This is a genomic window from Qipengyuania sp. Mu-71 (assembly GCF_036867055.1).
In the GTDB taxonomy this organism is placed as follows: domain Bacteria; phylum Pseudomonadota; class Alphaproteobacteria; order Sphingomonadales; family Sphingomonadaceae; genus Qipengyuania; species Qipengyuania profunda.
On the sequence record NZ_JBAJHR010000001.1, the window covers coordinates 946,023 to 970,866 of the forward strand.

24 protein-coding genes are annotated in these 24,844 nt (G+C 65.3%); 10 read left to right on the forward strand and 14 right to left on the reverse strand.

The genetic code is table 11. The features are described 5' to 3' along the window. Positions 1-50: 50 nt before the first annotated feature. Complete coding sequence (locus tag V6B15_RS04725) at positions 51-1,214, reverse strand: aromatic ring-hydroxylating oxygenase subunit alpha (RefSeq protein ID WP_334200218.1); 1,164 nt, start codon at positions 1,212-1,214, stop codon at positions 51-53. Between the two features lie 71 nt (positions 1,215-1,285). On the opposite strand from V6B15_RS04725, the gene V6B15_RS04730 reads away from it, so the two are divergent. Beyond that, positions 1,286-3,013 carry an AmpG family muropeptide MFS transporter gene (locus V6B15_RS04730; protein WP_334200219.1) on the forward strand — a complete coding sequence of 576 codons (1,728 nt, stop codon included), beginning with the start codon at positions 1,286-1,288 and terminating at the stop codon, positions 3,011-3,013. A gap of 7 nt (positions 3,014-3,020) precedes the next feature. Here the strand turns inward: V6B15_RS04730 and V6B15_RS04735 are convergent, their stop codons facing one another. The 9 genes from V6B15_RS04735 to purB all read right to left on the reverse strand — a co-directional run bounded on the left by V6B15_RS04735 (position 3,021) and on the right by purB (position 10,659). Then, entirely contained in the window at positions 3,021-4,313 is a 1,293-nt protein-coding gene (locus V6B15_RS04735) for a bifunctional folylpolyglutamate synthase/dihydrofolate synthase (protein WP_334200220.1), read from the reverse strand. Between the two features lie 8 nt (positions 4,314-4,321). Continuing rightward, positions 4,322-5,170, reverse strand: coding sequence for an acetyl-CoA carboxylase, carboxyltransferase subunit beta (accD, locus tag V6B15_RS04740; RefSeq protein ID WP_334200221.1), 849 nt, complete (start codon positions 5,168-5,170; stop codon positions 4,322-4,324). A gap of 149 nt (positions 5,171-5,319) precedes the next feature. Further along, entirely contained in the window at positions 5,320-6,099 is a 780-nt protein-coding gene (trpA, locus tag V6B15_RS04745) for a tryptophan synthase subunit alpha (protein WP_334200222.1), read from the reverse strand. Beyond that, positions 6,096-6,302: a hypothetical protein gene (locus V6B15_RS04750; protein WP_334200223.1), complete on the reverse strand. Its 207-nt coding sequence runs from the start codon at positions 6,300-6,302 to the stop codon at positions 6,096-6,098. Before V6B15_RS04750 ends, trpA begins: the two co-directional genes overlap by 4 nt. Continuing rightward, on the reverse strand, positions 6,299-7,516 hold the full coding sequence (gene trpB, locus V6B15_RS04755) for a tryptophan synthase subunit beta (RefSeq protein ID WP_334200224.1): 1,218 nt from the start codon (positions 7,514-7,516) through the stop codon (positions 6,299-6,301). Before trpB ends, V6B15_RS04750 begins: the two co-directional genes overlap by 4 nt. Before the next feature lie 96 nt (positions 7,517-7,612). After that, positions 7,613-8,245: a phosphoribosylanthranilate isomerase gene (locus tag V6B15_RS04760; protein ID WP_334200225.1), complete on the reverse strand. Its 633-nt coding sequence runs from the start codon at positions 8,243-8,245 to the stop codon at positions 7,613-7,615. 8 nt (positions 8,246-8,253) lie between these two features. Next, positions 8,254-8,928: an orotidine-5'-phosphate decarboxylase gene (gene pyrF / locus V6B15_RS04765; RefSeq protein WP_253515292.1), complete on the reverse strand. Its 675-nt coding sequence runs from the start codon at positions 8,926-8,928 to the stop codon at positions 8,254-8,256. Beyond that, positions 8,925-9,290, reverse strand: coding sequence for a LapA family protein (locus tag V6B15_RS04770; protein WP_253515293.1), 366 nt, complete (start codon positions 9,288-9,290; stop codon positions 8,925-8,927). The genes pyrF and V6B15_RS04770 overlap by 4 nt, the downstream gene beginning before the upstream one ends. A gap of 58 nt (positions 9,291-9,348) precedes the next feature. Further along, positions 9,349-10,659 (reverse strand): adenylosuccinate lyase, encoded by a 1,311-nt coding sequence (gene purB, locus V6B15_RS04775; RefSeq protein WP_334200226.1) that lies wholly within the window; start codon positions 10,657-10,659, stop codon positions 9,349-9,351. Between the two features lie 227 nt (positions 10,660-10,886). Here purB and V6B15_RS04780 point away from each other — a divergent pair, with 227 nt between their 5' ends. After that, positions 10,887-13,637: a DUF3857 domain-containing protein gene (locus V6B15_RS04780; RefSeq protein WP_334200227.1), complete on the forward strand. Its 2,751-nt coding sequence runs from the start codon at positions 10,887-10,889 to the stop codon at positions 13,635-13,637. Here the strand turns inward: V6B15_RS04780 and radC are convergent, their stop codons facing one another. Beyond that, positions 13,638-14,348, reverse strand: a complete 711-nt coding sequence (gene radC / locus V6B15_RS04785) for a RadC family protein (protein WP_334201326.1) — start codon at positions 14,346-14,348, stop codon at positions 13,638-13,640. Between the two features lie 60 nt (positions 14,349-14,408). Between radC and V6B15_RS04790 the strand changes: the two genes are divergently transcribed. From V6B15_RS04790 to V6B15_RS04825, 8 genes are all read left to right on the forward strand, one after another. After that, entirely contained in the window at positions 14,409-17,633 is a 3,225-nt protein-coding gene (locus tag V6B15_RS04790; protein WP_334200228.1) for an intermembrane phospholipid transport protein YdbH family protein, read from the forward strand. A gap of 5 nt (positions 17,634-17,638) precedes the next feature. Further along, positions 17,639-17,833: a YnbE family lipoprotein gene (locus V6B15_RS04795; protein ID WP_334200229.1), complete on the forward strand. Its 195-nt coding sequence runs from the start codon at positions 17,639-17,641 to the stop codon at positions 17,831-17,833. Between the two features lie 20 nt (positions 17,834-17,853). After that, on the forward strand, positions 17,854-18,234 hold the full coding sequence (locus tag V6B15_RS04800) for a YdbL family protein (protein WP_334200230.1): 381 nt from the start codon (positions 17,854-17,856) through the stop codon (positions 18,232-18,234). A 142-nt stretch (positions 18,235-18,376) separates the two neighbouring features. Further along, complete coding sequence (locus V6B15_RS04805) at positions 18,377-18,697, forward strand: AtpZ/AtpI family protein (protein WP_253515299.1); 321 nt, start codon at positions 18,377-18,379, stop codon at positions 18,695-18,697. 54 nt (positions 18,698-18,751) lie between these two features. Further along, positions 18,752-19,540, forward strand: coding sequence for a F0F1 ATP synthase subunit A (locus V6B15_RS04810; protein ID WP_320180020.1), 789 nt, complete (start codon positions 18,752-18,754; stop codon positions 19,538-19,540). 36 nt (positions 19,541-19,576) lie between these two features. Then, entirely contained in the window at positions 19,577-19,804 is a 228-nt protein-coding gene (locus V6B15_RS04815) for a F0F1 ATP synthase subunit C (RefSeq protein WP_160726388.1), read from the forward strand. 83 nt (positions 19,805-19,887) lie between these two features. Beyond that, a complete protein-coding gene (locus V6B15_RS04820) occupies positions 19,888-20,382 on the forward strand; it encodes a F0F1 ATP synthase subunit B family protein (protein ID WP_334200231.1) in 495 nt (164 codons plus the stop codon). After that, a complete protein-coding gene (locus tag V6B15_RS04825; RefSeq protein ID WP_334200232.1) occupies positions 20,375-20,947 on the forward strand; it encodes a F0F1 ATP synthase subunit B family protein in 573 nt (190 codons plus the stop codon). The genes V6B15_RS04820 and V6B15_RS04825 overlap by 8 nt, the downstream gene beginning before the upstream one ends. Positions 20,948-21,017: 70 nt before the next feature. Here V6B15_RS04825 and V6B15_RS04830 read toward each other — a convergent pair whose 3' ends face one another. From V6B15_RS04830 to rpsA, 3 genes are all read right to left on the reverse strand, one after another. Beyond that, positions 21,018-21,983, reverse strand: coding sequence for an NADPH:quinone oxidoreductase family protein (locus V6B15_RS04830; RefSeq protein ID WP_334200233.1), 966 nt, complete (start codon positions 21,981-21,983; stop codon positions 21,018-21,020). A 5-nt stretch (positions 21,984-21,988) separates the two neighbouring features. Further along, positions 21,989-22,744, reverse strand: a complete 756-nt coding sequence (gene gloB, locus V6B15_RS04835) for a hydroxyacylglutathione hydrolase (RefSeq protein ID WP_334200234.1) — start codon at positions 22,742-22,744, stop codon at positions 21,989-21,991. 97 nt (positions 22,745-22,841) lie between these two features. Then, positions 22,842-24,545: a 30S ribosomal protein S1 gene (rpsA, locus tag V6B15_RS04840; RefSeq protein ID WP_253515304.1), complete on the reverse strand. Its 1,704-nt coding sequence runs from the start codon at positions 24,543-24,545 to the stop codon at positions 22,842-22,844. Positions 24,546-24,844 lie beyond the last annotated feature (299 nt).

The window sequence follows — 24,844 nt, forward strand, 5'->3', positions numbered from 1 at the left end:
GCGCCAATACACACAAGTGCAATGCAGCGGAAGCGCTAGCTGTCCGGCACCTAGGTCGCGGCGCGCAGGGCGTCCTCGACGGTCTCGTGATAGCGCCGGATGCCGCCTTCCATCGTGCCCAGCGTCAGCTGGGGTACGGCGCCCGTCGCAAGACCCTGCTGGCCCAGTTCCGCAGCGCGGAAATCCTCGCCCGCGAAGACCCCGCCATCGAGCAGCGCCCAGCTGCGTTCCCAGTGATCGCGCGCCTTGTCGGTCGAGGGATGTTCGGGGATCAGCATGAAATCCTCGACCAGCGTGCGATCATGCGCCTGCGGCATCATCACCATGACATTGATATAGTCGGGGCTGGGGATGATCAGCGCGCCGGGCAGCAGTTGGTAGGCATAGGTCACCACGCGGCGCAGCGCGGCCATGTCCTCGAGGTCGACATCGGCCATTTCCTCCAGCCGCCCCACCGCGCTGCGCGCATGCGGGCCGATCATGTCGCCGCTGGTTGCGCCATCCTTGAAGAAAGGTCCGATGGTCTTCGCGTGCAGGCGGGTGACATGATAGCTTTCGAGGAAGGCATCCATGATGAGCTTCCAGTTCCCCGCGACCTCATGCGTCTTGCGGCGGAACAGCACCTGTTCGCCCATACCCAGCGCGTCGAAGTCCTTGCCGATGGTTTCGGCCACCGCGAAGTCGGCGGTCTCTTCCTGCGGGCAGAACCAGATCAGCCCGCCGGTCTCCCTGCTGGGCAATTCGACAAGGCCGTATTCGCCCTTGTCGAGACCAGGAAAGGTATCGGGCCGGGGCAGGGCGAGCAGCCTTCCGTCTACCGCATAAGTCCAGGCATGGTAGGGGCAGACGAGCTTCTTGGTGCACTGCACCTCGCTGCCTTCGACCAGCCGCGTACCCCGGTGGCGGCAAACGTTGAGGAAGACATGCGCTTCGCCTGCGGCATCGCGCGTGATCAGCAGCGGGCGTCCGGTGGCATCATGCGGCACTGCCATGCCCGGATCGGGTAGCAGCGCGGAGGGGCACAGGATCTGCGGCAGGCGGTCGTATATCGCGGCCTTTTCGCGGGCCCAGTAATCAGGATCGATATAGACGCTTGCAGGGACGGTGGTCGCCTCCGACGCATCGCGCTTGCAGCCCGCGGCGATATCCTTCGCCAGCGCCAGCATCCCTTCGGTCGGACGGCGCTGCGAATGTTTGGTGTCGACATCGTTCATGACGCCTGTTCCTCGCTCTCTCTCGTCGCTAGTGTCGCAAAAAATACGTCGAATTGGAAGGACGCTAGGGAATGGCCGCGGTCGCCGAAGAAACAAAGAAAATCTCCGCCTGGCGCGCGCTGGGCATGGCCCTGGGCAATCGCAAGACCGGTTTCATGCTGCTGTTCGGCTTCGCCAGCGGGCTTCCCTTTGCGCTGTTCCTCGGCACGTTGTTCGCCTGGCTGACCGAGGCCGAGGTAGATCTCGAGACGATGGGCATCTTCTCGCTCATCGGGCTGGCCTATGCCTTCCAGTTCCTGTGGTCGCCGCTGATCGACAAGGTCGACATCCCGCTGCTGCGCCGGCTCGGCAAACGCAAGCAATGGATCGTCCCGATGCAATTGCTGCTCGGGGCGATACTGGTCACTATGAGCCTGCTCGAACCGCGCACCCAGCTGGGCATGTTTTCGCTGCTGGCGGGGATCGGCGCCTTCGCCAGTGCGACGCAGGACATCGCGATCAATGCGTGGCGTATCGACGTGGCGGACGAGGTGGCGACGATCGATATTCTCTCGACCGTCTATCAGATGGGCTATCGGCTGTCGTCGCTGGTTGGCGGCGCGCTGGGCCTGATCATCGCCGCGCGGATCGGCTGGCCCGAAACCTATATGATGATGGGCGGGATCCTGCTGGCAGTGGGCGCCGTCGGCCTGTTCGCTCCCAATGCCGAGGGCGCGGCCGAACTCACGGAGAACGACGAACAGGTTCGCGCGCTGCGCATGGCGGGCGAGCTTGCTCCGGAAATCCGCAACCGGGCATTGGCAGCGGTCGGTCTGCTGTGGGCCGCCGCAATCGGCGCAGTGCTGGCCTTTATGATCATGTCGATGACCTATGCGCCCGCAGACCGTCCCAATCCGACCGAGTTCACCCTCACCTGGGGGCCGTGGATCATTGTCGCGACGATCATCCTCCCCTCGCTCATCGCGGGGTGGCTGTCGGGGCAGAAGAAAACCGGCAAGCACCTGCTGACCCGGGATGCGCCTCCCGTTAGCGGAGGGTCCTATGTGCTCGATCACCTCTACCGCGCGCTGGTGCTGCCGCTCGTGGAACTGGTCGGGCGAATGGGTTGGTCGCTGGTGCTGATCTTTGCGGTCGTGCTCACCTATCGCATCTGCGATGCGATCTGGGGGACGTTCGCCTATCCCTTCTATCTGGGCGAGCTCGAATACACGAATGACGACGTGGCGTTTGCGTCCAAGTTCTTCGGCATCGGGGCAATCATCGCAGGGCTCGCGCTGGGCGGGCTGCTGCTCACCACGATCGGGCGTATGGCGACGCTGCTGATCGGCGGGATCCTCGCGGCGCTGACGAACCTGCTCTATGCCGACATGGCGATCGGCGGACACGCCATGCAGGCGTTCAGCGATGCGGTCGGTTTCACCTATCTCATCGAACAGGTCCCGGGCATCGGCGACGCTGCGCTTGCCAAGTTGACGATCACGATCGGCTTCGAAAACCTCGCCATCGGGATTGCGGGTGCGGCCTATATCGCGTGGCTGTCTTCGATCGTGTCGAAGAAGTTCAGCGCGGTACAATATGCGCTGCTGTCCTCGCTTACCCTGCTGGTCGGCACGCTGGGCCGCGGGGCATTGGGCGAGATGATCGAGAACCAGGGCTATTACGACGTCTTCATCCTGACCACCTGGATCGGGCTTGGTGCGGCGGTGCTGGTGTGCGTCGAATGGTACCGCGAAAGCCGCGGGAAGGCTTCGGCCGGGATCGTCGCGCCCGAAGCGGGCGAAGCCGTTCCCGCCGAATGACGCGGCGCTAGTCGGGCAGTTCGGCGTTGAACCGGAGGACCTCGCCCGCGAGATAGAGCGAGCCTGCGATCAGCACGGGCAGGCCGTCTGCAGGCAGGTCGGCAAGCGCGGTCGTGATGTCCGGCTTGCTCACTGCCCGTGCCCCGAAAGCCGCCGCCGCGTGCCACTCATGACCGGGGACGGGGACAACCGAAAGGCTGACGATATTGGACGCGAGCGGTTCGGTCAGTGCCGCGGGGTCCTTGGCGTCGAGCATGCCGATGACGAGGTGGAGCCGTCGTCCGGCGAAATGCTCGCCCAGCATCCTGCCCGCGTCGGGATTGTGCCCGCCGTCGAGCCAGACTTCGCGCATTCCCGCCAGGGGGCCATCCGCCAGCCGCTGGAGCCGCGCGGGCCAGCGCGCACGCGCCAAGCCCTGCGCAATGGCAGGGGGCGAGACGGGAAGCCTGTCCTGATGGCGGAGCAGGGCCACTGCAAGCGCCGCATTCTGCGTCTGGTGCAGGCCTGGCAGCGCGGGGAGCGGCAGGATGAGTTCGCCGCGCTCGTCGCGGTAGCGAAGCGCTTCGGCGACCTCGGTGTCCCATTCCTCGCCGTGCATCGCCAGCGGCGCCCCAACGCGCGCAGCGGCGGCCATAACCTCGCCGCGTGCGTCGCCCGGATAGGACAGGCACACCAGCGGGGTGCCCGGCTTGGCAATACCCGCTTTCTCGAAGGCAATCCGCGCCAGTGGCTCTGCCGGTACACCAGCCTCGGGCACCAGCAGGAAGCGCTCGTGATCGATCCCCAGCGCGGCAATTCCGCACGCGGCAAGCACTTCCGGCCCCAGCACATTGGTGGCATCGAAACGCCCGCCGAGCCCCACCTCGACCACGCAGGCATCGGCGGGTACCCGCGCGAATTCGGTGAAGGCGGCGGCGATGGTCACTTCAAAGAAACTGGGATTGAGGTCTTCGCCGCTGTCGAGGACCTCGCCCAGCAGCTCGGCCAGCCGCCCGTCCTCGATCAGCTTCCCGGCCAGCCGGATACGTTCGTTATAGCGCACCAGATGCGGGCTGGTGGTGACATGGACGCGGTACCCTTGCGCCTCCAGCATCGCGCGCAGGAAGGCACAGGTCGAGCCTTTGCCATTGGTCCCGGCGACGTGGAACACCGGGGGCAGCCGCAAATGCGGATTCCCAAGCCGGTCGAGCAGCGCGCGGATCGTCTCGAGGCCGAGCCGGCCGTCGGGCACGGACAGGCGGCCCAGCCGGTCGAGCTGGCGCTGCACTGCGGGGCTGTCGGAGCGGGCGAAATCCCGCATGCCGCGCGTCAGGCTGCCTCGGCGGGCGCCAGGTAATCGAGCAGCGTCGCCAGCGTATCGGTCAGGTCGTGACGGTGCACCACCATGTCGACCATGCCGTGCTTGTGCAGGTATTCGGCGCGCTGGAAGCCATCGGGGAGCTGTTCGCGAATCGTGTCCTGGATCACGCGCTGGCCGGCAAAACCGATCAGTGCGCCGGGTTCGGCGATATGCACGTCGCCCAGCATCGCATAGCTGGCAGTGACGCCGCCCGTCGTCGGATCGGTCAGCACCACGATATAGGGCAGTCTGGCTTCCTTCAGCCGCCGCGTCATCACGGTCGCCTTGGGCATCTGCATCAGGCTGAGAATGCCTTCCTGCATCCGCGCGCCGCCGGCAGCGGTAACGACGATATAGGGGCAGTGCCGCGACAGCGCGCGCTCGGCGCCCTGGCAGAAGGCCGTGCCCACCGCCATGCCCATCGATCCGCCCATGAAGCCGAAATCCTGCACACCGACGACCGCGGGCTTGCCCTCGATCGCGCCCGAACCGACGAGGAAGGCATCCTTGTGCGGGCTCTTGGCGCGCGCCTTCTTGAGGCGGTCGGTGTATTTCGCCGTATCGCGGAACTTGAGCGGGTCTTCCTTAACCTCGGGGATCGGAAGGACGTCGTAGCCTTCATCGAGCAGCTGGCGCAGGCGCTCGTCGGCGCCGATGCGGCCGTGGTGGTCGCAGCGCGGGCAGACGTAGGAATTTTCCTCATATTCCTGCGCGAACACCATCTGCTGGCAGCTGGGGCACTTGACCCACAGGTCCTTCTCGGTGCTGCGCTTGGACAGCGAGGTGATCGAATTGCGGACGCGCGTGAACCAGTTCATGCGTTGGGCCTATAGTCGGGTTGTCACAAAGCTCAAATAGTCAGCGAACTGCTAGAGCGTCATCCCGCGCAGGCGGGGGGATCCAGCTGAGCGATCGTCGGGCACACCGCATGCCTTATCTGAGCCCCAGCCTGCGCAGGGGCGACGGGTTAGCGGGCGGCGTGAACGGCTTCTGCCAGCGACGCGGTAAGTTCGCGCAGTTTGGCAGGCGCGGCGGTGCCATGCTCGGCCACCAGTTCGACCAGCGCCGAACCCACGACCACGCCATCGGCCACGCGCGCGATCTCGCCAGCCTGCTCGGGCGTGCGCACACCGAAGCCGACCGCAACGGGAATATCGGTCGCCGCCTTGATGCGCGACACATTCGCCTCGATCGATTCGATCGCCGCTTGCTGCATCCCGGTGATCCCCGCGACCGCGACGTAATAGAGGAAGCCCTCGCTCCCCTCGACCACCGCGGGCAGGCGCTTGTCGTCGGTGGTGGGAGTGGCGAGCCGGATGGGGGCGATCCCCGCAGCACGCAGTTGGGGGCCGAGCGCGTCGTCTTCCTCGGGTGGGATATCGACGCAGATCACGCCGTCGACGCCCGCATTCTTCGCGGCTTGCGCGAACCATTCGGGCCCCCGGCGGATCATCGGATTGGCATAGCCCATCAGCACCAGCGGGACGTCGGGGTGGCGCTGGCGAAACCCGGTCGCGATGTGCAGGACATCGGCTGTAGTAGTACCCGCACCGAGCGAGCGGATATTGGCCTTCTGGATCGCAGGCCCGTCGGCCATCGGATCGGTGAAGGGCATGCCCAGTTCGATTACGTCCGCGCCGCCTTCGACCATTGCGTCGAGATTGGCTGCGGTGTCACCGTCGCCCGCCGTGAGGAAGCAGACGAGCGCTGGGTGGGGCTTGGCGAAGGCGGTAGAGAGGCGGGTCATTTTTTCTCGAGATTTCGCGGGGCTAGCGGGATGAAGAACCCAACCAAAAACATCACCGGCGCCGTTTCAATCCAAAAGTCCTGGTTCAAAGTCAGCGGTCGACCTAGCGTCAGCATGAGCATGAGCATGAACTTGAGTGCCAGAGAGAGAATGATGGCGATCAGCCCGGTGAGCACGCAGCGCCGAAGCAGGGTCCACGTCACATCTCCACTCCCAGCCGCTCCGCCACGGTGAAAATGTCCTTGTCGCCGCGTCCGCACAGATTGGCGAGGATCACGCTGTCCTTGGGCATGTCCTTGGCGACCTTCGCCACTGCCGCGATGGCGTGGCTGGGTTCGAGCGCGGGGATGATGCCTTCAGTGCGGCAAAGCAGCTGGAAGGCTTCGAGCGCCTCTTCGTCCGTGACGGCGGTATACTCGACCCGCTCCATGTCCTTGAGCCACGCGTGTTCGGGGCCGATGCCGGGATAGTCGAGACCCGCGCTGATCGAGTGGCCTTCGGTGATCTGGCCGTCCTCGTCCTGCAACAGATAGGTCTTGTTGCCATGGAGCACGCCGGGGAAGCCGCCGAGCAGGCTGGCAGCGTGCTGGTCGCCGTCGAGGCCGTATCCCGCCGCTTCGACGCCGAGCATTTTGACGTCGGGATCGTCGAGGAAGGGGTGGAACAGGCCGAGCGCGTTGGAACCGCCGCCGATCGCCGCGACCAGCAAATCGGGCAGGCGGCCGATACGGTCCTGCATCTGCTGGCGCGCTTCCTTGCCGATCACGCTCTGGAAGTCGCGAACAAGCTCGGGGTAGGGATGCGGCCCCGCGGCGGTACCGATGATGTAGAACGTGTCGTGGACATTGGCGACCCAGTCGCGCAGCCCTTCGTTCATCGCGTCCTTGAGCGTGCCGCGCCCGCTGGTCACGGGTACCACCTCGGCGCCGAGCAGCTTCATGCGGAAGACGTTGGGCGACTGCCGCCGGACATCTTCCGCGCCCATATAGACCACGCAGGGCAGGCCGAAGCGCGCGCAGACGGTGGCGGTGGCAACGCCGTGCTGGCCCGCGCCGGTTTCGGCGATGATGCGCGTCTTGCCCATGCGGATCGCGAGCAGGATCTGCCCGATGCAATTGTTGATCTTGTGCGCGCCGGTATGGTTCAATTCGTCGCGCTTGAACCAGATCTGCGCACCCCCGACCGCCTCGGTCAGCCGCTCGGCGAAATAGAGCGGGCTGGGGCGGCCGACATAATGTTCGAGCAAATCGTCGAATTCGCGCTGGAATTCGGGATCGGCCTGCGCCGCGCGATATTCGCGCTCGAGATCGAGCACCAGCGGCATCAGCGTTTCGGCGACATAGCGCCCGCCGTAATCGCCGAAATGCCCGCGCTCGTCGGGCTGGGTGCGGTAGGAGTTGGGATTGATTTCGGTCATCGCTTTCCCCTTGCCGTTGCCAAGAGGCGAAGTCGAGACAGCTTTGCTATTTTGCAGAGCATCAGGACTGCGGACCGCAGGTATTCAGGCGGTGCGTCAGGCGCTCCGTACGGCGCGGCAGAAGTCGGCGATACGCTGCGGATCCTTGACCCCGGGCGCACTTTCCACCCCGCTCGAGGTATCGACCAGCGGCGCTTGGGTCGCGCGGATCGCCTCGGCGACATTGTCCGCCGTGAGGCCACCCGCCAGCGCCCAGTCGATCTTGTGGTCGTGCCCGGCGAGCAGCGACCAGTCGAAGGCCGTGCCATTGCCACCCGGCAGCTTCTTGGCGGGGGCATCGAACAGCAGGCGATCGACCATGCCGATATATTTCTCGCTGCGGGTCAGCGTGCCCGCGTCTTTCAGCCCGACCGCCTTCCACACTTCATAGGGCAGGCTCCGGCGTATGCCGCCGATCCACTGGGGCGTCTCGGTACCGTGGAACTGGATGACGTCGGGCTGGATCGCGTTGAGCGCGCGCCCGGTCAGCTCGGGATCGGCATTGACCAGCAGCAGCACCGTCTTGGCTTTGCCGCGGGCCCGCTCACGCAGTTCCCGGGCCTGGTCGAGCGCAACATGCCGCGGAGAGGGTTCGTAATGCACGAGCCCGATATGCGTCGCGCCCGCTTCGATCGCGGCGTCCACGGTTTCGGGCGTCGAGAGCCCGCAAATCTTGATCTGAACCGACATGGAGTGTCCTAGAGCGTCGCTTCGATATCGCGCGCGGCCTGCGCGGGATCCTCGGCGCGGCTGATCGGGCGGCCGATCACCAGCACGCTGGCGCCATCGTCGCGCGCCTGACGCGGGGTGACGACGCGTTTCTGGTCGCCCACGGCGCTGCCCGCCGGGCGCAGGCCGGGAACGACGAAGAAACCGTCCTTCCACTGGTCGTGGACCGCCTTCATTTCCTGACCCGAGCAAACGATGCCGTCGAGGCCCGCTTCGTGCGATAGTTCGGCGAGGCGCTTCACATGATCGTGCGCGCTGCCCCTGATGCCGGTGCGTTCGAGGTCGCGATCGTCCATGCTGGTGAGCATCGTGACGCCGACGACCCTGGTATTCTCCCCCGCCGCGGCCTTGGCATCTTCCAGCATCGCGCGCCCGCCGCTGGCATGCACCGTGACGATGCTCGGTTCGAGCACGTGGATCGCCTGCATCGCGCCGGCAACGGTGTTGGGAATGTCGTAGAGCTTGAGGTCGAGGAATATCGGCAGCCCCAGCTGGCCGATCATGTGCACCCCGTGCGCGCCATGTGCGCAGAAGAATTCGAGCCCCAGCTTGATCCCGCCGACATGGCCCTTGACCTTCTTGGCGAGATCGAGACCGTCGCGCAGGTGCGGAACGTCGAGTGCAAGATAGATAGGGTTGGTCATGCGGGCTTCGACGGCTCGGGGTCGACCGGATTGACCGGTTCGGGCGGCAGGTCGCTGGCGGGTGTCTCGGCGGTGGGCGTTTGCGTCGGCGCGGGCGCGGGTGCCGCAGCCGGGGTTGCCAGGCGGGTGGTCGCAGCCTCGAGCGCATTGATGCGGCGCTGCGCGCGCCATTTGCTGGCGCGGTGAACCAGCCACATCGGCACCAGGCCGAGCAGGAAGGAAATGATCACCAGCGCGGGCAGCTTGGTCTCGAGCACGAGGTTCGACCAGATCTGCACTTCGACCGGCTTCCAGTTGAAAAAGCTGAAGGCCAGCAGCGAGAACAGCAGCAGGACCCAACCGATGGTGCGCACGATTTGCATGAAGTGAAGCCCCTCTTGTGTCTTGTCGGGCGATGCTAGGCCGGGACCCGTCCCGCGTCTAGCCGAAGACCCGCGCGAAGATCGTGTCGACGTGCTTGAAGTGGTACTCGAGGTCGAATTTCTCTTCGAGCTGCTGGGCGCCGAGCGCGGCGGTGACATCCTCGTCGCGCTTGAGCAGGTCGAGCAGCGTCAGCTGGCCATCCGATTCCCACACCTTCATCGCGTTGCGCTGGACGAGGCGGTAGGCATCCTCGCGGCTGACCCCGTTCTGGGTCAGCGCCAGCAGCACGCGCTGCGAATGGATCAACCCGCCCATGCGGTCCATGTTCGCCTGCATGCGCTCGGGATAGACCAGCAGCTTGTCGACCACGCCGGTCAGCCGCGCTAGCGCGAAATCGAGCGTGATGCAGGCATCGGGACCGATGAACCGCTCGACCGAGGAATGCGAGATATCGCGCTCGTGCCACAGCGCGACGTTTTCCAGCGCGGGCAGGGCATAGGCGCGGATCATGCGGGCCTGGCCGGTAAGGTTCTCGGTCAGGATCGGGTTACGCTTGTGCGGCATCGCGCTCGACCCCTTCTGGCCGGGCGAGAAATATTCTTCCGCCTCGAGCACTTCGGTGCGCTGGAGGTGGCGAACCTCGACCGCCAGCCGCTCGACCGAACCGGCGATGACGGCCAGCGTCGAGAAGAACATTGCGTGCCGGTCGCGCGGGATAACCTGCGTCGAGACCGGCTCCACGGTCAGGCCGAGCTTGTCGGCGACATGCTCTTCCACCTGCGGGTCGATATTGGCGAAGGTGCCGACAGCACCCGAAATCGCGCAGGTCGCGATTTCCGCGCGCGCCGCGACCAGGCGGGTCTTGCAGCGGTCGAATTCGGCATAGGCCTGCGCCAGCTTGAGCCCGAAGGTCACCGGTTCGGCATGGATACCGTGGCTGCGCCCGATGGTGGGCGTGTATTTGTGTTCTTCCGCGCGGCGCTTGATCGCTTCGAGCAGCGCATCCAGATCGGCCAGCAGGATATCGGCGGAGCGGGCCAGCTGGACCGCCAGCGTCGTGTCGAGCACGTCGCTGCTGGTCATGCCCTGGTGCATGAAGCGCGCCTCGTCGCCGACATTCTCGGCGACCCAGGTAAGGAAGGCGATGACATCGTGCTTGGTGACCGCCTCGATCGCATCGATCGCCTCGACGTCGATCTCGGGATCGGTCGCCCACCAGTCCCACAGCGCCTTGGCCGCGCTCGGCGGGACCACGCCCAGTTCGCCGAGCTTTTCGGTCGCATGCGCCTCGATTTCGAACCAGATGCGATACTTCGCCTCGGCCTCCCACAAAGCGGTCATTTCGGGACGGGCGTAGCGGGGGACCATGGTGAGCTCCGGATGCGATAGGGGCTGAAACGTGGCGCTGCCGCTAGGCGGAGCGCAGCCGAATAGCAAGATTCGCGCGAGCCGGTCCGCAGTGTGGTGCGCGCGGCACGCGCGGCGCGAAACAACAGCTTTCGGGCGGCGAAATATTGGCAGGCCGCCGCTTATCGCATAGATGCGCAGGAATTAGGGGGAGTTCCAAAGACTTGTCGTACCGTTCGCTTGTTGCCGTGCCGCTGTTTGTCCTCGCCGCTCCCGTGTTGGCGGGTGAGGATGTCCGTTATGTCGAACCGCCCGCCTGGGTCGAACCGCTGTATGACGGCGGCCTTGCGGAATCGCGCGACAATATTCCGCTTTACGACCGGCAGGTCCGGCTGGAGGACGGGACCGTCACGCGCTACACCGATATCGCCTATTGGCTCGATACCACGCAGACATTGCAGCAGGCGGGAACGATCCAGCTTGCCTGGCTGCCCGACAAGGGCGACCTGGCGGTGCACCGGCTCGAGATCCTGCGCGATGGCGCGGTCATCGATCTCCTCGCCGGGGGGCTGCGGCCCGAAATCCTGCGCCGCGAACGCGAACTCGAGCGGCGCTCGGTCGATGGTGTCCTGACCGCCGCTTTCGCCATTCCGGGACTGAAGATCGGCGATGTGCTGCGGGTAACGTCGTCGAGCAGCCTGCGCGACCAGGCGCTGGCGGGCGAAATGCAGTTTGCCGAAGGAATTGTTGCCGAGCCGACCAAGATCGGGCTGGGACGCCTGCGGCTGTCATGGCCCGAATCGGCGCCAATCCAGTGGAAGACGCTGGGCGATGTCGCTGCGCCCGAGAGCTGGAACGAGAGCGGGTATACCGTGCTTGATTTCAGCCTGCCGATGGCCGAGCCCGACCCCATGCCCGAGGATGCGCCGGGCCGGTTTACGGTGGGGCCGCAAATCCAGGTCGGCAGCTTTACGGACTGGGCCCACGTCTCGCAGTCGATGAGCCGCTATTTCACGACCGAGGGCACCATTGCGCCCGGCGGCGCGATCGCCAGCGAGGTGGCGCGGATCGAACAGGCCACCGACGTGCCGCTCGAACGCGCGGCGATGGCATTGCGGATGGTGCAGGACGAGGTCAGCTACCTGCTCAATGGCATGGACGGCGGCAATTACCTGCCCCAGGCGCCCGAACTGACCTGGGCGAACCGCTATGGCGACTGCAAGGCCAAGAGCCTGCTGCTGCTGGCCATGCTGCGCGCGATGGGGATCGAGGCCGAAGCGGTACTGGTCGATAGCGACAATGGCGATGCGGTGGCGATTTCGCAGCCGATCCCGGGCGCCTTCGACCATATGATTGTGCGCGCGCATATCGCCGGCACGGACTATTGGCTCGACGGGACCAATGCCGGGTCGCGGCTGGCGACGATCGACGAAGTGCCCGACTTCGGCTGGGCCCTGCCGATCCGCAGCGAAGGCGCCGACCTGATCCCGGTTACGCAGCGCTGGCCCCAAGCGCCCGACCGGCTGCTGAAAGTGACCTATGACATGTCGGCAGGGGTCGACATGCCCGTGCTGTATACCGCCGACATCGAATTTCGCGGCTCGATGGGTGCGCGTTGGCGCACGGAGGCTGCGCTGGACGATCAGATGATCGTGGTCGGGGCGGCGACCAAGTATCTCGAAGACGTCATCGGGGGCGTCGTTTACGACGCGCGCATTACCTATGACGACGAGGCCGGGGTTGCCCGGCTGGTCGCCGAGGGCATGGCCTTCGACCAGTTCGAATTCGATCGCGGCGTCGCCAGCCATTATGTGACCGGGGCGACCACCAATTGGAGCTTCCAGCCAGATCGTGCGCGCTCGGCATGGCGCGAGATCCCCTATCGCACCGGTGGCCCGCTGACGATGGCGGAACAGTGGACCTACCAGCTGCCCGAAAACAGCGACGCTGTTCAACTGAGCGGGATCGACAGACTCGACGAGCTCGCAGCGGGGACACGCTTCACCCGCGCCGCCGAACTGGGCGAGGAGACGTTCGAATTCCGCGATTTCACATCCTATGTTCCCACCGAGATTCCGGCTGCCGAACTCGGCGATGCGCGCCGTGCCATTCGCCGGATCGCCAGCGGGGACCCGGTGCTGCGCATCGAGGGTCCCGTGCGGCTGTGGGAGCTTGACGACAAGACCATCGCCCGGCGGCTCCAGCCGCATATCGACGGCGCGTCGAAACTGATCGAGCTCAAGTCCGATATGGCGGCCTTCCACGCCTTTCGCGGGACCCTGTTGACCCTGGCGCGCGACTACGAGGATGCGATCGCCGATTTGGATCGCGCGATCGATCTGGAAGGCAGCGCAGAGCTGTATCTGCTGCGCGGCGAGGCCTACAACGCCATGGGCGAATACGATTTGGCGCTGGCGGATGCGCAGACCGCTTTCGATTTGCAGGGCGATTTCGAATATGCCTCGAACCTCGCGCTGCGACTGTCGCTGGCGGGCCGCGCGGACGAGGCGCTCGATCTGCTCGACCGGCTTGGGCTGTCGGGGGACGAAGGCGTTGACGTCGACACCGCGTGGGCCGAAATGTCCGGCCATGCGGACCGCGCCGCCGAGGCGTGGGACCGGCTCCAGGTCGCTCTCGACCGCCAGCCCGACGACGTATCACTGCTCAATTCGCAGTGTTGGACCGCGGGTATCTGGAGCTACCAGCTCGAACTGGCCGAGGAGGTCTGCGACCGGGCGGTTGCGGTCTCGGGCAATGCGCCCGGCGTGCTCGATAGCCGCGCGCTTGCCTATTACCGTCTTGGCCGCAAGGACGAGGCGATGGCGGATCTGGAGGCGGCACTGGCGCAGGAGCCAGGGCAAGCGGCGAGCCTGTTCCTGCGCGGCCTGATCCGGCTGGAGAGCGGTGACAAGAGCGGGCGCGAGGATCTGGTTTACGCGCGGCGGATCGAACCGGGTATCGATCGCCAGTACAAGGGCTACGGCCTGGTCCCGCGCTGATCAGATCAGGCCCTTCGCGCGCAGCGAGACATTGCCCTCGCGGCCGATGATCACATGGTCGTGCACGGTCACGCCAAGCAGGCGGCCGGCCTCGGCAATCCGCGCGGTGATCGCGATATCGGCACGGCTGGGTTCGGGATTTCCGCTGGGGTGGTTGTGCACCAGGATCAGCGCGGTCGCGCCAATATCGAACGCCTTGCGGATCACTTCGCGCGGGTGGATCGCCGCCTCGTCGATCGACCCCTCGCCAAGCAGGTGGTCGAGGATCAGCCGGTTCTGCGCATTCAGGTAAAGCACGCGGACGCGCTCGTGAGCGAGATGCGCCATGTCGATTGCGAGATAATCGAGCAGCGCCTGCCAGCTCGCCAGCACCGGCTTGTCCTGGACCGCGCCGCGCGCCATCCGCCGGGCGGCCAGGCTGCAGGCGTAAAGCGCGGCGGCGCTGGCTTCGCCCATGCCCTTGACCCGTTGCAGCGCCTGCGGATCGGCGGCGAGTACGCCCGAGAACGACCCGAAATGGGCAATCAGCGCCTTGGCCAGCGGCTTGGTATCGCCCTGGCGGATCGCGGCGAACAGCAGGAATTCGAGCAATTCGTAATCGGCAAGCGCTTCGGCACCGCCCGACAGCAGGCGTTTGCGCAGACGCTGGCGGTGCCCGGCACCGGCATGCGTCGCCGATTTATTCGTATCCCCCGGCAACCATTCCCCCATGCGCCGCGTTTGACGCACTTGCATTGCCTTTAGCAGGCAATACGCGCAAGTGTGGGATCGATGGAGCGGGCCGCGAGCGACGATGACATGACGGCCGCCGATTCCGTGCGGCGGGCAGGCTGGCGCCGCAAGCGCTGGGCAATTGCGCTTGCCTTCCTTGCGTTGTTGCTGGGCGCCGCGCTGGCGGTCTGGATGTCGCGCGAGCAGATTGTCGACGACATCATCCGTGACCAGCTCGATGCGAATGGTATCCCCGCCAGTTACACGATCGACCGCGTCGGCGGCCAGACGCAGGTGCTGTCGCAGGTCGTGCTCGGCGATCCCGATGCGCCCGATTTTACTGCCGAACGGGTGATCGTGACGCTGCGGCACCGCTTCGGCGTGCCCGAGATCGGCGGGGTCACGCTGGTCGAACCGCGACTCTATGGAACCTATCGTGACGGCAAGTTCAGCCTGGGAAGCCTCGACCCGCTGGTTTTCGGGCCGAGCGAAAGCCCTGCCGGCCTGCCCAACCTCAATCTGACCATCCGCGACGGGCGCGGCTTGATCGAAACCGATTACGGCCCGGTCGGACTCAAGATCGCCGGCGCCGGACTGGTCAGCCATGGCTGGGACGGGACGCTGGCCGCGCTTGCGCCCGGGCTCGCGCTGCCGGGGTGTGAAGCCGGCCGGACGAGCGCCTATGGCAAGCTCACCTCGACCTCGGGCGAACCGCAATTCTCCGGCCCGATGCGTCTCGCCTCGCTGGCGTGCGAAGACCAGGCGCTCACGCTCGACGACTATGCGCTGGACCTCACGATCGCGGCCGACACGCGATTGGCAAACCCCGCGATCGAGGCCCGCCTCGAGGGCGGCGAAACGCATTATGCAGGCAACACCGCTTCCGCCATCATGGGCACGGTACGCGCGCAGATGCGCGACCGGCTGACCACCGCGAAATATTCGCTCGCAGCACGCGGGGTCGATACCCCGCAGGTGCTGGCGGCGGTGCTGACCGCCGAAGGGCAGTTGCGTGCCAACGACGGGGGCGAGCGGCTCCAGCTCGAAGGCAGCCTGGAAGGCAATGGATTGCGGCTCGGGCGCGGATTGGTGGCGACGGTGGAATCGCTCGCGCGGACGGGCGAGGGGACGCTCATTGCACCGCTGACCCGCAAGATGGCGAACGCCTTGCAGGCGGAGACCCGCGGCAGTGCGCTCGATGCCGATATCCGTTTGCGGTTCGATCCCGAGGGGTATTCGCTGCTCACCCCGCGCGCCGAATTGCGCGGCGGCAGCGGCGCACGGCTGGTGTCGCTATCGCGCGTCGAAATCGCCGCGCGTACCGGCGAAATGCCGCGCATCGTTGGCAATATCGCCACCGGCGGCGCGGACATGCCACGGATCAGCGGGCGGATGGAACGCAGCGATTCGGGTGGGTCGATCTTCCGCCTGGCGATGGAACGGTATGCTGCGGGCAGTTCGGTGCTTGCCGTGCCGCAGATCATGATCGCGCAGGGGCCGGGCGGGGCGCTTGGCTTTGCGGGCCGGGTCGAGGCCAGCGGCGCGCTGCCGGGCGGCTCGGCGACCAATCTGCAATTGCCGGTCGAGGGGCGGTACGGCAATGGGCAGCTCGCGCTGTGGCGCTCGTGCACCGATGTCCGCTTTGATCGCCTCGAACTCGCCAATCTCGCCTTCGAGAAGCGCGGCCTGACGCTGTGCCCGCCGCGTGGGCGCGCGATTCTGAACAGCGGGCCCGGCGGCCTGCGGATCGCAGCCGGAACCTCGGCGCTCGATCTCGAGGGATATCTGGGCGAAACGCCGATCCGTATCGCGTCGGGTCCGGTCGGCTTCGCCTATCCGGGCGTGATGACCGCCAAGGCGATCGATGTCGCGCTCGGCCCGGCGGATACCGCCAGCCGGTTCCGCGTGTCGGGGCTGGAAGCGCGGCTGGGCGACGACATCGCGGGGACGTTCAGCGATGCGGATATCGCGCTCGCGGCGGTGCCGATGAACCTGACGCAGGCCAGCGGCCAGTGGCGTTTCGCCAATGGCCAGCTGGCGATCGAGGAAGGCGAGTTCACGCTGGTCGACCGCGACGAACCCGCACGGTTCGAGCCCCTGGTCGCGCGCGGTGCGGTGCTTGCGCTGATCGATAATGTCATCGCTGCGCAGGCCGATTTGCGCCATCCGGCGAGCGACCGGCTCGTCACCGCGGTCGATATTCGCCACGATCTGGCCAGTGGTGCGGGCTTTGCCGATCTTGCGGTGCCCGGCCTGCAATTCGATGCCGGACTGCAGCCGATGGAGCTGTCGAGCCTCACCAAGGGCGTGGTCGCCAATACCGACGGAACCGTCACCGGGCGGGGCCGGATCGACTGGGCAGCAGACGGGACCGTGACCAGTACCGGGCGCTTTACCACCGACGACCTCGATTTCGCGGCTGCTTTTGGCCCGGTGAAGGGCGCCAGCGGGACGATCGAGTTTACCGATCTGCTCAATTTGACGACTGCGCCCGGGCAGACGATTCGTGTCGCCTCGGTCAATCCCGGGGTCGAGGTGTTCGACGGCGAAGTCGGCTTTGCGCTGCAAAACGGCGAATTGCTCGCGGTTTCGGGTGGCACCTGGCCGTTCATGGGCGGGCAGCTGATCCTGCGCGATGTCGATCTCAATCTCGGCGTCAGCGAGGAACGGCGCTACATCTTCGAGATCGTCGGTCTGGATGCCGGGACCTTCGTGACCGAGATGGAACTGGAGAACATCACCGCGACGGGGCTGTTCGACGGGACCGTGCCGATCGTGTTCGACGAACGCGGCAATGGCCGGATCGATACCGGCGTCCTTATCTCGCGCCCGCCGGGCGGCACCGTCTCCTATGTCGGCGGGCTGACCTATGAAGACCTCTCGCCGATCGCGAATTTTGCCTTCGATGCGCTGAAAAGCCTCGATTATTCGCAGATGCGGGTGATCATGGAAGGCCCGCTGACCGGCGAGATCGTCACCCGTGTCCGCTTCGACGGAATCCGGCAGGGGGAGGGCGCCAAGTCCAACTTCGTCACCAAGCGCCTCGCCTCGTTGCCGCTGCAGTTCCGCATCAACATCAAAGCCCAGTTCTACCAGCTATTGAACAATCTCAAATCGCTGTACGATCCGGCATCGGTGCGCGATCCCCGTTCACTGGGATTGCTGTCCGACGATGGCACGCGATTGCTGCGCCGTTCGATCACCGGCGCCGAGGCCGAACCAATTATCGACCCGGACGACATCATTCCGGACGAAATCCCTATTCAGGAGCAGGAAAGCGAGTGAGGGCTATGAATTACCCCAAATTGACCGGGAGGGTGGCGACCGCCATGCTGGCCACAGTCGCGCTGGGCGGATGCATTACCGTAAATGCGCCCGAAGAGCCGATCGTGATCGAGCTGAACGTCAACATCCGCCAGGAAGTGATCTACCGGCTCGCCGAGGATGCGGGCAATACGATCGAGGACAATGCGGATATCTTCTGATGGGTGACATTATGAACAAGATGACGAAACCGGTTCTGGTGGCTGCGGCCATGGCCACCGCGCTGGGCGGCTTCGCCGCGCCGGCCTTCGCGCAGCGCGATCCCGCCTATGCCGCTGCCCGTTCGTCGGGCCAGGTCGGCGAGCGGATGGATGGCTATCTGGGTATCGTGGTCGGCGAAACGCCCACGCTGCGCCGGATCGTCAACGACATCAACATCAAGCGCCGCGCGGTCTATTCCGAACGCGCCAAGGCGAACAATGCGACGATCGAGGAATATGCCCTGACCGCCGGGTGCCAGGCGATCCTCGCCACCGAACCGGGCGAGAAATACCAGGCGCCCGATGGCAGCTGGCAGACCCGCGGTACCGGCGCCCCGCTTCGCGATCCGCGCTGCCCGTAAGGAAAGCGGGTTTTTTGCGATACTTCGGTCGCCGCTAGCTCCGCGCCGTGTTGACTCGCCACGACCCCCCTTCTAAGGGGTCGGCGCCCTCGGCGGGCAAGTCCGTGCCCGTGCCGCGCAACCCCCTTAGAAGGAGCAAGGCATGAGCGACGACGAACCCGCACGGGAACCTATCGAGGAGGATGCGCGGATCGACGCGCTGGAGAAGCGGCTCTCGGCCGCCCAGCAGCGCGAAGAGCAGCGTAACCGTCCCACGGCTTCGGGTGCCGATGCGAATTATCGCAGCGGCAACCGGGTTCTGGCGGACCTTCTCGGCGGGCTTCTTGGCGGTGCGGTCATCGGTTATGCCATCGGCTATTTTACCGGTACCAATCCCTGGGGTCTGTTGATCGGCCTGTTCCTCGGAATAGTGGTCGCCTTCAGAAACATTTTCCGTGCGGCAAACAAGCGCCCCGACGAGTGATCCCCGCGCGGGATTTCCGGGGCGTTCGTTACAGGTTCTAGGGACGAGACAGACGTGGCAGCCGAGCAGGCCAAAGTCGATCCGATGTACCAGTTCACCATCGAACCGCTTGGCGGTTCGGGCGGTTGGGAACTGGCCGGCTACAACATCGCCTTCACCAACAGCGCAATGTGGATGCTGATCACCACCGTGGTGCTCTTCCTCTTCGTGCTGGGCGGGATGAAGCGCGAACTGGTGCCCGGGCGCTGGCAGATGACGGTGGAGACCTTCACCGGGTTCATCGACAACATGCTGGAAGCCAATATCGGCAAGGCGGGGCGCAAATACGTGCCCTATGTCTTCAGCCTGTTCATGTTCATCCTGTTCGCCAACCTCCTCGGCCTGCTGCCGCTGGGCATATTCGGGCTGCACCCGTTCACCTTTACCAGCCACTTCACCGTTACCGGCGTGCTGGCGATCATCAGTTTCTCGATCGTGCTGCTGGTCGGCTTCTGGAAGCACGGCTTCCACTTCTTCAGCCTGTTCGTGCCGCAGGGCACGCCGCTGCCGATGATCCCGATCATCGCGCCGATCGAGTTCATCTCGTTCATGGTGCGTCCGTTCAGCCTCGGCCTGCGCCTGTTCGTCGCCATGATGGCCGGCCACGTCCTGCTCGAAGTGCTGTCGAGCTTCGTGATCGACGGCACCAATGCCGGCGCCACTTTCGGCCTGATGGTCGGCCTGCCCAGCTTTATCCTGATGATCGGCATCTGCGCTCTCGAGCTGCTGGTCGCCGGTATCCAGGCCTATGTTTTTGCTCTTCTGACGTCGCTGTATATCAACGACGCCGAGAACCTTCACTAAGTCATCTATCAATCAGATTTTTCAAAGGAGTTTGTCATGGAAATGGAAGCTGCAAAGCTCATCGGTGCAGGCCTCGCAGCGATCGGTGCCGGTATGGCCGCGATCGGTGTGGGTAACGTCTTCGGTTCGTTCCTCGAAAGCGCGCTGCGCAATCCGGGTGCTGCCGACGGCCAGCAGGGCCGTCTGTTCATCGGCTTCGCCGCTGCCGAACTTCTCGGCCTGCTGGCGTTCGTCGTGTCGATGATCCTGATCTTCGTCGCCTAAACGCGACTGCCGATATCGCACCGGCCGGGGACATGCCCTGGCCGGTGCCGTGAATTTTTCGTACCCGCCTTTCGAGAGCTGCCATGCCCCAGATCGCACAGCTTGCCGAAACATGGTCCAGCCAGGTCTTCTGGCTGCTGGTCTTTTTCGGCATCACCTTCTTCGTCATCGGCCGCGGCATGGTGCCGAGGGTGATGGAAACCGTCGCCCAGCGTGACGGCCAGATCGCCGCCGATCTCGCTGCAGCCAAGGCTGTGCGCGATGCCGCCGACGCCGAGGAAGAAGCCTGGCGGGTCCGCGAGAACGAGAACCGCGCTGCGGCGCAGGCAATCGTCGCCGGGGCCAAGGACGAGGCTGCGGCCAAGTCCGAAAAGAAGCTGAAGGCGGCACAGGCGCGGCTCGACAAGAAACTTGCCGAAGCCGAAGACCGTATCGCCGAAGCCCGCACTGCGGCGCTGACCGAAGTCGAAGCGGTTGCTGCCGAAGCGGCGCAGGACATCGTCTCGCGTCTCGCCGGCGTCAGCGTGACCAAGCCCGTGGCCACTAAGGCCGTCAAGGAGGCCCTAAGCCATGGCTAACGCCGCGCCCGAAGTCTTCGCCACCGAAGCGGCCCAGGTCCTCGTCGAGGACGGCCACGGCGGTGCCGGAACGCATTCCGAACCCGAACTGTGGGGCCTGGCGCCGTTCCAGATCGTCTCGCTTTCGATGCTCGTCCTCCTGTTGATCGCGCTCTTCGGGGCCAAGGTCCACAAGACCATCGCCGGCGGGCTCGACGGCAAGATTGCCGCGATCAAGGATCAGCTCGACGAAGCCAAGCAACTGCGCGCCGAAGCCGAAGCGCTGCGCCAGGAATATACCGCCAAGATTGCCGGTGCCGAAAAGGACGCCGAAGCGATGCTGGTCAATGCCCGGCACGAAGCCGACGCGCTGCTCGAAAAGGCGGAAGCCGACAGCAAGGCCATGATCGAGCGCCGCAAGCGGATGGCCGAAGACAAGATCGCTGCAGCCGAGCGCGAGGCGGTCGATGATGTCCGCAATCGCGCGGTCAATGCCGCGACCGATGCCAGCCGCAAGCTGATTGCCGAAAAGCACGATGCCGCGGCCGACAAGGCGCTGGCCGATACGGTGATCGCCGGGATCTGATTTTGGCTGTCATGGAGATTTCGAAAGGGCGGTCCTGCGGGGCCGCCCTTTTGCGTTTGAGCGGTGAAGCTTACGGTTCGAGGACGAGCTTGCCGATGATCCCGCCGCGCGCCATCGCTTCGAAAGCCTCGCGCCAGGAGGTGAGGGGGAGGGTACGCTCGACATAGGGCGTGATCCGCCCCTCGCTGGCGAGCTGGTCGATCGCCTCTGCGATGCGGGCGCCGCGCTCGGGGAAACGGCGGGCATATTCGCCCGCGCGGACACCCACGACCGAGAACCCCTTGATCAGCGGGATATTGACCGCGATTTCGGGGATGCGCCCGGCGACGAAGCCGACCACAAGCAGCTTGCCGCCGAAAGTGACACAGCGGGTGCTCTCGTCGAACACATCGCCGCCGACGGGATCGAAGACGAGGTCGCACAGGCGCCCGCCGGTCAATTCGCCGACCAAGTCACGGAAGCGGTCGGTGTTGAGGATCGCCGCATCGGGTTTGGCAATCGCGCGCAAGCGGTCGAGCTTGTCCTCGCGGTGCGTGGCAGCGATGACTTTCGCGCCCATGGCCCGCGCCAGGTCGCAGGCGGCAAGACCCACACCGCCGCTGGCGCCATGGACCAGCACCGTCTGTCCGGCCTCCAGCCCGCCGATCTCCACGAGCGCAACATAGGCGGTGTGATAGGCCGCGCCCATCGCGGCAGCGTGCGCGAAGTCCATCGCCTCGGGGACCTTGCGCAGCGCGGCGGCGGGCAGGGCGACATATTCGGCAAAGGCGCCGGTCTTGGCCCCGCCGCGGACCCGGTCGCCCGGGACGAAGCCGCTATCGGCAGGGGCTGCCACCACTTCACCGGCCATCTCGAGGCCGGAAACGAAGGGCGGTTCGGGCTTGAACTGGTAGGTGCCCTGCGTCATCAGCAGGTCGGGATAGTTGAGCGAGGCGGCGCGCACGCGGACCAGCACCTCTCCGTCAGGCTGGGCGATCTCGGCCAGATCGACCCCCGACAGGTCAGGTGACAGTTCGCGGACGAGAACGGCCTTCATCGCGGTTAGAAACTGTCCTTTGCGGCGCGCAATGCGGCGAAGGTGTCCGCCGGGCTCGATCCGCCCCAGCGATCGCGCAGATCGGCATCATCGGCGCGCAGGAAGGGGTTGGTCGCCAGTTCGCGCGACAGCAGCGTGGGGACGGTCGGTTCGCCCTTGGCGCGCTTTTCCTCGATCCGCGCGGCATAGAGCGCGAGCTCGGCATTGTCGGGATCAGCATGAAGCGCGAACTTGGCATTCGCGGCGGTATATTCATGCGCGCAATAGAGCAGCGTATTGTCGGGCAGCTGGCGGATCCGGTCGAGGCTGTTCCAGAACTGCTCGGGCTCGCCTTCGAACATCCGCCCGCAGCCCAGCGCGAAAACGCTGTCGCCGACGAAGGCCATGTCCGCTTCGGCAAGGTGATAGGCGATGTGGCCGTTGGTGTGGCCCGAGACATCGATCACGCGCGCCTGCCACTCGCCCAGCATCACGCTGTCGCCATTGCCGACCACGCGGTCGATCGGCGTAAGCCGTTCGACTTCACGCGGTGCGATGACGGTGGCGCCGGTGGCTTCGACGATGGCCTTGTTCCCACCCGCATGGTCGGGGTGCCAATGCGTGTTCCAGATCTGGGTGATGCGCCAGCCCTTGGCATCGGCCTGCTTGAGATATTCGGCGCCATCGGGCGTGTCGATCGCCGCGGTTTCGCCGCTGGCGGGATCGTGGAGCAGGAAACCGTAATTGTCGGACAGGCAGGGGAACTGGTGGACGTCTAGCATGCCGCGCAGCCTACGCGTCTCGGCCCCTATAGGAAAGGCCCGCCTGCCGGTGTGGCAAGCGGGCCTTCCTGATTACCCTTGAGAAGGGTGGAAGAGCTTAGTCTTCCTTCTTCTTCAGCGCTTCGCCGAGGATGTCGCCAAGCGAGGCACCCGAGTCGGATGAACCGAACTGCTGCACCGCTTCCTTCTCTTCGGCGATTTGACGCGCCTTGATCGAGAAGTTGGGCTTCTTCGAACGGTCGAAACCGGTGACCATCGCGTCGACCTTGCCACCGACCTGGAAGCGGTCGGGGCGCTGTTCGTCGCGGTCGCGACCGAGGTCGCTGCGCTTGATGAAGCCGGTCGCGCCGTCTTCGCCAACCTGCACTTCGAGGCCGCCATCGCGAACTTCGAGAACGGTGACGGTGACGGTTTCGCCCTTGCGGACCGAACCGGCGGCACCGGCTTCGGTCGGAGCGCCCTTTTCGAGCTGCTTCATGCCGAGGCTGATGCGTTCCTTGTCGGTGTCGACATCGAGCACGACGGCTTCGACTTCTTCACCCTTGCGGTGCAGGGCGAGGGCGTCTTCACCCGAGATGCCCCAGGCGATGTCCGACATGTGGACCATGCCGTCGACGTCGCCATCGAGACCGATGAACAGGCCGAATTCGGTGGCGTTCTTGACTTCGCCAGCGACCTTCGAGCCAACCGGATGCTTCTCGGCGAACTCTTCCCACGGATTGCGCTGGGCCTGCTTGAGGCCGAGGCTGATGCGACGCTTTTCGCTGTCGACCTCGAGGACCATGACTTCGACTTCCTGCGAGGTCGAGACGATCTTGCCCGGGTGGACGTTCTTCTTGGTCCAGCTCATTTCCGAAACGTGGACTAGGCCTTCGATGCCCGGCTCGATTTCGACGAAGGCGCCGTATTCGGTGATGTTGGTCACGGTACCGGTCATCTTCATGCCGACCGGGTACTTCGCGGCAACGCCATCCCACGGATCGCTTTCCAGCTGCTTCATGCCGAGGCTGATGCGCTGGGTTTCTTCGTTGATGCGGATGATCTGGACGGTCACCGTGGCGCCGATTTCGATCATTTCGCTGGGGTGGTTGACCCGCTTGTAGCTCATGTCGGTGACGTGCAGCAGGCCGTCGATACCGCCGAGGTCGACGAAGGCGCCGTAATCGGTGATGTTCTTGACCACGCCGTCGATCACCTGGCCTTCGGCCAGCTTGTCGATCAGCTCGCTGCGCTGTTCAGCGCGGGTTTCTTCAAGCACGGCGCGGCGCGACACGACGATATTGCCGCGGCGACGGTCCATCTTGAGGATCTGGAAGGGCTGGGCCATGTCCATCAGCGGGGTGACGTCGCGCACGGGGCGGATGTCGACCTGGCTGCCGGGCAGGAAGGCCACGGCGCCGTCGAGGTCGACGGTGAAGCCGCCCTTGACGCGGCCGAAGATGCGGCCTTCGACGCGCTTGCCTTCACCGAATTCGTTTTCGAGCTTGTCCCAGGCGGCTTCGCGGCGGGCGCGGTCGCGGCTGAGCATCGCTTCGCCTTCGGCGTTTTCGACGCGGTCGACATAGACTTCGACTTCATCGCCGACGCCGGGCGCGGTTTCGGTTTCGGAGCGCTGGAATTCCTTGAGGTCGACGCGGCCTTCGCTTTTGAGGCCGACATCGATGTGCGCCATGCCGTTTTCGATGGCAGTGACGGTGCCCTTGACGACGCGGCCTTCGAAGCCGCCGTCATCGGCGCCACCGAGCTGCTCGTCGAGCATGGCCGCGAAATCGTCGCGGGTGGGATTGGCTGAAGTTGCCATGTGTGAGTAGTCCTAACTTACGTTTGCTACCGGCCACCGGTTTTCCCGGGGTCTTTACCCGTCTCTGCGCACGATTGCGCAGGCCAACGGGGCAAGAGGGCCGCTGTACTCCCGCGAGGCCGGATGCCGCCGCGGAAGTCCTTTCAATCGGGGATTGAGAGAACGGGCGCGCGCCTAGGCGAAACAGGGGCAAAAGGCAAGCGAATTGCGGGGCGCCGCCGGTGTTCGCGAAGCGCGTTGAGCGAAGGCCGGGCAGGCGTATCGATCGCGTGCGGCGCCCAGTTCGCAGGCACACCGCG